Annotated in this window: 2 protein-coding genes; one reads left to right on the top strand and one right to left on the bottom strand. The window is 71.8% G+C overall.

The features are described from left to right. On the bottom strand, nt 1-4,349 hold a 4,349-nt coding region (locus AC1DY2_RS12470; protein WP_476762718.1), incomplete at its 3' end, for a SpvB/TcaC N-terminal domain-containing protein. Between the two features lie 183 nt (nt 4,350-4,532). Here AC1DY2_RS12470 and AC1DY2_RS12465 point away from each other — a divergent pair. Beyond that, on the top strand, nt 4,533-7,037 hold a 2,505-nt coding region (locus AC1DY2_RS12465), incomplete at its 3' end, for an ATP-binding protein (protein WP_476762717.1).

The following is a 7,037-nucleotide window of genomic DNA, read 5'->3' as shown; positions in this document are numbered from 1 at the left end:
ACATCGGGCAGGCCGTCGCCGTTGACGTCGGCGAGCTCCTGCGACATCTGCGCCGTGTCGCCGCCGCTCGTCGGCACGTCGGAGAGCTCGTCGGGCGGGCCGTAGTCGGCCGAGAGCGGTCCGCCCGACGGACCGGACTCGTTCGGGTTCGTGAACGACAGGTCGAACCCGCCGCCGATGCTCACGCCGAAGCCGGCGCCGAGGCCCGGGTCGCTGTCGGCGGCCTTGCCGCCCTTCGATGCCGCATTGCCCTGCGTCGTGTTCGTCTTGCCCTTGTTGTTCGCGGCGATGTCCACGAGGCCGGCGTCGAGGCCGCCCGAGGCGTTCACCGTGAAGTCCTGGTTGACGAGCCCCTTCCTCGGATCCGGATCGTCGACGGTCTTCTGGAAGATGCCGCGCTGGCTCGTGTACTGCACGTCGCCGGGGGTGATCACGTCGGGGTAGCCGTCGCCGTTGAGGTCTTCGTAGTCGACGAGGCTCCAGCTCGGGCCGACGCCGACCGAGCCGCCGAGGGGGCCGAAGCCGAAGGCGAGCGAGAGGCTCGGGCCGGTGACCGAGATGCGGGTCACGCCGCTCTTCGAGGCGCCGTCGTCGATGCCGAGCGAGACCGTGTCGCTCGAGAGGCGCGACGAGCGCATCCGTTCGGCCGACGCGGCGAGGTTGTCGCGCGTGCCCCGCCACTGCGGGGCGTCGAGCGGCGACGCCTCGGCGCCGAGCGAGTCGGGGTCGAGCAGCGGCACGTACGCGTAGGCGGGGTCGATGTCGGGCTCGGCCTCGCATTCGGTCACCGGACCGGTGCACAGGTCGTCGAAGCCGTCGGCGGGCTCCGCGGCCTGCGCGGCGGCCTCGTCGATCACGAACGCGTCCTCGTCGATGGGCGCGGTCGCCTTGTCGCCGCTCGCCGTGTAGCCGGCGACGCCCCAGCCGCGGTACGCGAGCGGGTAGATGCCCTGCCGGCCCGTCCAGGTGCGCACGACCGGGGGCGTGACCTCCTCGGGCACGGCCTCGGCGGTGCGGAGGGTCACCGAGAAGTCGTCGGACGAGAGCGCGTCGGCGAGCGCCGGCTCGCGCACGCTGAGCTCGAACCAGTACTCCTCGCCGTCGACGAGGCCGAACGACTGGTCGGGCGGCGTCGCGGTCGGATCGGTGAGGTCCACCGAGGTCTGGTCGACCGAGGCGCCGAGCGTCACCTGCTTCTTCCAGACCAGGCCGTCACGGCTCTTGATGCTGAGCACGACGTCGCGATTCGGCAGTTCGTCGGCGATCGACGAGAGCACGGCGTGCTCGATCCGCAGCTCGCCGTAATCCTCCGTGTCGTCGGCCGTCCACGGCTCGAGCGCCTCGGCGGTCGAGCGGTTCGGGTACTGCTCGATCTCGGGCGTGAGGTCGACGCGCTTGGTGTCGGTGAGCACGCCGTCGATCTCCTGCTGCACCTCGATCGGGTCGCCGTTCACGTCGGTCGCGTCGGTGTAGTGGATCGCCGGGTTCCACGAGATCGCGGTGAGGTCGATCGACGAGTCCACCGCCAGGTGCGCGTGCAGCGTGTCGGTCTCGGGCTGGTCGTCTGCGACGTCCGGGTCGGCCGCCACCGGACCCGACACCGGCACCTCCGCCGCGAAGGCGATGGTGCCGACGAAGTCCCCGGGGATCACCCCGTCGGTGATCGTGACGTCGGCCGAGCCGTCGTCGGGCGTGCCGATCGTGTCGGGGATCGCAACGGGCAGCACGGTCTCGGGGTCGGCATCCGTGCGGTCCAGCGCGACCCGCAGGTCGTCGCTCGTCGCCCGCGACTTCACGACGGTCGCGGTGAAGCGCACGGTGCCGTCGTACGGCATCACGACGCGCGTGTTCGGGCGGCCGGCGAGCGTGAAGTCGTCGGCGATCGCGTAGATCGTCTGCGAGAGTCCGTTGACGTCGAGCGGCACCTCGGTGGTGTCGTCGGGCACGGGGTCGACCGAACCCTCGTCGACGACCGCGTCGCCGCCGATCGCGGTGTAGGTGACGGTCGGCGACCAGGCGACCTCGTCGTGCGCGCCGTCGTCGATCGAGCCGACGCGGAAGTAGACGCGGTCGCCCGCGTGCACCTCGAGCACGGTGGGCGCGTCGAACGCGACCGACTCGTCGTCGGGCGTGGCCGGGACGTCGGCGACGAGGGCTTCGAAGACCTCGCTCGCCTCGTTCAGCTGGATCGCGACGCGCACGCCGTCGTCACTCGCGGCGGCCTCAGGGGAGTCGAGCCGGGCCGCGCCCTCGATCGAGACGGTGCCGTCGAACGGGGCGATCCAGCGCCTGACCGTGTCGACCGGCGGCGAGGCCGACTGCAGGCGCTGCTGTAGCGCATCGAGTTCGGTGCTGTCGACCTGCGGGGTCTGCCCGCCCGTCGCGAGCGGCACCGGGGTGCCGGTGCTTCCGGCCTCGAAGCTCGGCACGCCGGCCTTAAGACGGTTGAAGTACACGTTCCCCTCGTGCACGAGGTCGGGCAGGCCGTCGGCGTTCACGTCGGTGAAGTACACATCGCTCCAGGCCACGGCGCCGCCGACGCCGAACGAGGCGGTGACGACGATGTGCGATTCGGCGGCGATCTGCAGTTGGAACTCGTGGTCGCGCGAGAGCCCCTTGCCGCTGAGGGTGGTGAGCTCGATCCGCTCGCCGAACTTCGGCTCGCCGCGGGGTCCGCCGAGGTTCAGGCGGTACGAGACCGTGCTCGCGGTCGCCTGCCCGTCCTTCTTGAAGACCTTGTCGGGCAGGCCGTCGCCGTTGAGGTCGATGAACTCGGCGATGCCATCGGTCTGGCCGCCGCCGATCTGGATCGAACCGCCGAACGAGCCGACCTTCTGGGGAATCGCCGGGTTGAAGCCGATGTACACGTGGCCCTCGCCCGAGTTCGACTCCGCGCCGCCGAGCGCGCCCGCCGTGACGTTCTCGTCCAGGAACGCACGGTCGCCCATGTCGTCCTCGTTGATGAGGGACGTGGACGGGTCGTCGACGTCGCCCGAGTCCCAGGTCGGATCGGTCGCGAACCCGGCATAGCCGGTGCCGGAGTAGTCGACGTCGTTGTAGTACTCGAACGTGTGGGTGACGGCCGCCGCCGTGCCCGCGCCCTGGGTGACGCTCGACAGCAGGGTCTTGCCGAACGGTCCGGTCGCGTAGTCGAGGTCGTACTGCGTCGCGAGCCGGTCGTAGACGCGTCCGCCGTCCACCTCGAGGTCGCCGTACCAGACCTCGACGCTCGCGAGCTGCTCGGCCAGCAGGTCGAGGTAACGTCCGGTTCCGTCGAGGGTGCTGTCGGCGCGCAGCCCGTAGAGCGCGTTGGTCGCGGGATCGACGCGTTCGGTCCGCCGCACGAAGCGGATCTCGTAGGGCGGCTGCTCGTGGTAGCCCGGGACCGGGTGGTTCTCGTCGGAGGCCTCGGCGGCCTCGGTGTAGAAGATGCTGCGCAGGTAGGTGTGGCGCGAGCAGAGCGTGTCGGCGTCGTCCTGGCACGTGGCGTCTGCGACCCAACCGCCGTCGACCGAGGGGTCGTAGCGGTACCGCAGGGTGTCGTACTCGTACCGGAACATGTTGACGCCGACGTCGCGCTGGGCGGAGAGCAGCCACTTGACGATGTTGCCGTCATCGTCCTTGACGATCGAGTCCGGGTCGAGCGCGCCGGTGTTCGGACCCGGCTCCACGAAGCCGCGGGTGACCCCGAGCGGCCCCCCCATCGGCCCGCCCGCGTCGGGCTTGGCGCCGTACCAGCGGATGGCCCCCATCTTGTCGCGGACCTCCCACCAGTAGTTCTTCGGGCTGTCGCCGTGGCGGATGATCTGCTCGTACTCGGTCTCGACCTGGCGCGTGAAGTCCTGCCGGTCGGCGATGCGGTCCTGCCACACGTCGCCGAGCGCGTTCGGCACGAGCATCGCTCCGTCGAGCGAGTACGACTCCGACTCCTTCGTGGCGTCGAAGTACGGCACGCCGTAGCTCGTGTCGACCTCGACGGTGCCGACGCCGAGATCCCAGCCGAGACCCGCCCAGCTCGATTCGGTCGCCGAGGTGTACTCGAGCGAGATCTCGGGCGTCATGCCCCGCCCCTGCGGGACGATGATCGGGTACGACAACTGGGCACTGCCGTCGCTGGATGCCTCGGGCGCGTCGATGAGCGCGAGGCCCTCGGCCGGGTCGGCGTACTGGAGCCCGTCGAAGGAGCCGTCGCCGAGATCGTCTGGCGTGAGCAGCGATTCGCGCGCCAGCACCTCGCCGGGATCCACGCTGGGACCGAACCCACCCGTCACCGCAACGGCGCCGGTGGCGATGAGCCCGAGCGCGGCCACGACCGCGGTCGTCTGCAGGATGATCCGCCGCTTCGACATGGTGCCTCCGTCGTTGGGGGCCTCGTCGACTCGCCGATCCTCGTCGATGCGAAGGCGCCACGCCCATCCGACCCCAGAACGGGTGCCGTGTCCTGACGGAGTTCTTCAAATATCCTTCAAGCACCCGGCCCCTCACGGGGCAGCACCGTGCGGCGATTACCCGAGCCGATGAACGGATGGCGCATGTTCGGTCAACCGAGCGATTTCGTGCCGTTCCCCCTGCCCGCGGCCTACTACTTCGACGGCGGCCGTTTCGAGCCGCACACGGGCATCCTCGCCGTCGGCGGAGGGCAGCTTCGCCTGCGCCCGAAGACCGCCGGCGTGCTGTCGGCGCTGCTCGATCGAGCGGGCGACCTGGTGACGAAGGCGGAGCTCGTCGACCTGGTCTGGGGCGGCGCGGCCGGCGATGATTCGCTCGCGGTCTGCGTCGCGGAACTCCGCCGCGCGCTGCATGACGATCCCAGGAGGCCGCGGCTCCTCGCCACGATCCACCGCCGGGGGTACTGCTTCATCGCCGCGGTGTCGACCTCGCCGCAGCCGGCGGAGCCGCCACCACCGCCCGACCTCATCGGCAGGGAGGCCGATCTCGCAGAGCTGACGGAATGGTGGCGGTCCGCCCGATCCGGCTCGCGCACGCTGGGCTTCGTGGCCGCTGAGGCCGGGGCCGGCCGCACGGCACTCGTGCGGACGTTCCTCGCCGACGTGCAGCGCGGGGAACCGGCCGCGATCGGAGAGGGCCGCTGCGTCGAGCGCGACGGCGGCGAGCCCGACCTCCCGATCCTGGACGTGCTCGTCTCGCTGTGTCGCGGACGCAACGGCGGCTCCCGGTTCCGCGAGCTGCTCAGGGACCTCGCGCCGTCCTGGCTGGTTCGGCTCCCCGGGCTCGTCGACGGCGCGATGGCCGAGGAGTTGCAGCGGCGATCGGACCGCTTCCCGCACCGGAGGCTGCACGAGCTGGCCGATGCGCTGGACGCGCTCTCGTCGGCGATGCCCGTGCTGGTGGTGCTCGAGGACCTTCACGTCGCCGACCCCGCGACGGCGGAGATGCTCGCCTACCTCGCGCAGCGTCCCACCTCTGCCCGTCTTCTCGTCCTGGCCACCTACCGGCGCGGCGATGTCCGCTGGCCGGGCCGCGGACTCGGCGATGTCGTCGGCGATCTCCGCGCGCTCCGCCGATGCGAGCACCGCGAGCTGGCTCCGCTCGACGAGGTCGCGATCGCGGCGCTGCTCGAACTGCGGTTGGCCCCGGCGGTGCCCGAGGGGCAGCTGGTTCGGCAGGTGCTCGAGCGCACCGAGGGGAACGCGCTGTTCGCGACGGCATTGATCGACGGCCTGATCGCCGATGACGCGCTCGCCGTGGTCGAGGGCTCGGTCCGGCCGCGCCTGCCGATCGCCGAATCCGCGATTCCTCGCGACGTCCGGCAGCTCGTCGCGCAGCAGGTGGCCGCGTTCGACGAGGCGGACCGCGTGCTCCTGCTCGCCGCGGCCGCCGCCGGTGTGGAGTTCACCGCCGTGGAGGCGGCCGCCGGAGTCGGCCCCCTGACGGAATCCGTCGGTCGCCCCGACGACCTCGGGAATGTCGAACGACGACTGTCCGCGCTCGCGATGCGGTCCGGCCTCCTCGCCGAGGTCGAGCCGGCCCCGTCGGCCGATGGGCGGGTCTCCACGAGATTCAGGTTCCGGCATGTCCTCGTCCGCGAGGTGCTCCACGAGCAGCTGGGGGGCGCGAAGCGCGTGCTGGTGCATCGCGCGATCGGAGCCATGCTGGAGGCGGCCGCACCGGACGCCCGCGCGGCCGCGAGCATCGCGACGCACTTCGAGCTGGGTCACGATCCCGCTCGTGCCGCGGTCAACTACACCCGTGCGGCGGCCGTGGCGTGGAACGGCCTCGCGCCGTCGGAGGCGCTCGACCTCGCTCGGCGCGGGGTGGCCCTCGCCGCCGCGTCGCCCTCCGCGGTCGGCCCCGATGTGCGGTTGGGCCTGCAGCTCAGCCTCGTGGGCGCGACGCTCGCGGTGCACGGGGTCGGCTCGAGCGAGCTCGCGGCGGCGGTCGATGACGCCGAGGATGCCGTCGACGCGGCAGCCGGTGCGGACCCCGGCCTGGTCGGCCAGGCGCGGTACCTCTTCTGGAGCATCGCGTTCATGGCCGGTGAGATCTCGGTCGCCGATGCTCGCATCCGCCCCCTCGAGGCCGCGGTGGCGACCGTCGGCGGAGGCCTGCTCGCGCACCAGCTCGCGAGCGCCAGGTCGGTGACGAGTTTCGCGTCGGGGGCGCCAGTGGTGGCGATCGAGCAGGCGTCGCCGCTGCACGAGCTGGAGGCCGGCTTCGAGGCGCCCGGCGACGCCAGCCGCACCTGGCGCGAGATCGCGATGCTCAACCGGTGGAGCGTGGCGCTGGCGAGCTGGCTGGTCGGCCGACCCGACGATGCCCGTCGCCTCGCCCACGACGGCCTGCGGATCGCCCGCGACCTCGGCGAGGCGCGACTGCTCTGCGCGAGCCTGTGGCCGGTTGCCGCGGTGCACCAGCTGCGTGGTGAACGGCGACGGGTGACGTGGACGGTCGAGGAGATCCGTCGTGCAGCGGAGCCGGACGGCCGCTCGCATTGGCGTCTCGTCGGTGGCGTGTTCGAGGGGTGGGCCTCGGCCACCGGCGGCGACGCCGACGGCCGGTCGCACGCGCTGCAGGTG

The sequence above is a fragment of the Agromyces sp. P1_H4 genome, assembly GCF_056405255.1.
This window is presented reverse-complemented; position numbering and strand designations above follow the sequence as displayed.